The sequence below is a fragment of the Cupriavidus sp. 05T42 genome, assembly GCF_056396345.1.
The window spans coordinates 1-1837 of record NZ_JBFTLH010000049.1 but is presented as its reverse complement, the minus strand read 5'-3'; the positions used below and the strand labels follow the sequence as shown (position 1 = coordinate 1837).

Genomic DNA, 1837 nt, shown 5'->3' with positions numbered 1-1837 from the left:
CAGTATTTCCGCTTTCCGCCATTGGCCGAGCAAATCAAGGCGGCCGCCGCAAAGCAGATAGCCTGGGGCCGCGACCCGGGCGAGCATGGCCCCATCCACCTGTTTGTCGTCACCAATGCGAGCGACGAGGGCATCGGCCCCGGCACGGTGAACACCTACCGGATGCTGGAGGCCCTGGGCCGCGCCGACACCATCCCCGGTGTGGCGAAACTCGAACGGCAGGACAAGCGGCGCGAGGCCTTGCAAAAGGAATATGACGAGGCGGTCGCGGCGGAGAAGCAGGCCCGTGGAGCCATGCAGGGCGCCGAGGAAATGCGCCGATACGTGGACAGCGAAGTCACCGCGAAGAAGCTGGCCGAGGCCATCGAGAACCTGAGGCGGGCACGAGAGCGACAGGCAGAACTGGTCGATCAGATGAAAGCCCCGCAGGAGGCCATCGTCCCGTCAGAAATCCCCGGCCTGAAAGTCCACATCTGCACGCTGGTCGCGCCGGATTCCCCACCCGGAAAATGGGAGCACGTGTATGTGCACTCGAAGCTGATGATTATTGACGATGTGTTCATGACGCTGGGCTCGGCGAATATCAATACCCGCAGCATGGCGGCGGATAGTGAATTGAATATCTGCCATGAGCATACGGGGGTGACGGGGCCGCTACGGAAGCGGTTGTGGGGGATACATACCGGTGGAAAAGGGGCGCAGGAAGATGTTAGGGAGGCGTTTATGAAATGGGACGGCATCGTCAGAATGAACGCCGAAAGGAGAAGAAACGGCGAGACCCCCAGTACCTCTCTGGTGGGTTTCCATCGCGATGATCCCACGCGAACCTATTTGGATTAGCGAATGCGAATACTCCTCAACTTAGTGTTGGCCACATTTGCCTTGACCGCATGTTCAAAGGAAAACCCGATGAGAACCGTTCCAGACCTTTCGCAGATCCGTGCCAACCTGGAGTTCTCTTGCGTGCATGAGGCCGCGCAGCTTCCGGCGTTGAATCCCGAGGCCGATACGCTGTTTCGATACGCAAGGTATCTGGAAAAGAAAAAAGGGCCGAAGGAATATGACGAGGTGGCGCGCTACTATCGGATCGCAGCTGCCCACGGTCACTACAAAGCCAATAACAACTTGCAGCAGTTGGTGTCACACGGATTGGCGTCTTCACCTCTCGCACAAAAGGAGAGTGTCGACCTGGCCKCGCAGTTGGTCGAAGCGGGCGTGCCGTCAGGGTACTACGACATCGGCTATTACTTGAACCTGGGCTACGGTCTCAAGCGGGACAAAGAAATGGCGCTGCGGTACTTTCGCAAAGCGGCCGACCTTGGTAATGCGAATGCTCAGACGTATGTGGCAGAGCTTCTCGCGCCGTTAGATAAAGCTCCAGATATCGCGCGGAAAATGCAGCGGTGCGCAGCCGAGCAGGGTCACGGTGAGGCGGCGGGAAGTCTGGGAATTCATCTGCAGAATAAGGGAGTCTACGCCGACGCAATTCAAACGTACCAGATGGGCGTTCGCGCGGGCAATGCGCTTTCAGCATCCTTTCTTGAGGAAGGATTTCGGGGGCCGCCAGAATCGGATATGTACTATTTAGGCGCCGCACCGGATATCGAGCGGTCTGAGCGCTATAAATTGATCGGCAAATTCCTAGATCGTTACGACGGCCAAAACCCCAAGCTCCCCGACATCGACACAATCGTCCCCCTGCCCCCGGCCAAGCTTCCGCCCTGGGACGGCACCTTCCAGTGGCAGAAGGAACAGGAAGCCGCCGAACCACCGCCAAAGCCGTCGGATGAACTCATCCTCCGCCTGTGCAAGGCCAAGAACCTCKACCCCGCCACGG

Annotated in this window: 2 protein-coding genes; both read left to right on the top strand. The window is 58.6% G+C overall.

Annotation, left to right across the window (positions count from 1 at the left end; translation table 11 throughout):
- Nucleotides 1-840 (top strand): phospholipase D-like domain-containing protein (locus tag AC1EJR_RS27235; protein ID WP_477105626.1); only part of this gene is annotated, 840 nt, incomplete at its 5' end.
- 3 nt (nt 841-843) lie between these two features.
- Nucleotides 844-1837, top strand: a 994-nt coding sequence (locus AC1EJR_RS27230) for an SEL1-like repeat protein (protein ID WP_477147851.1), incomplete at its 3' end; no start/stop codon positions are given.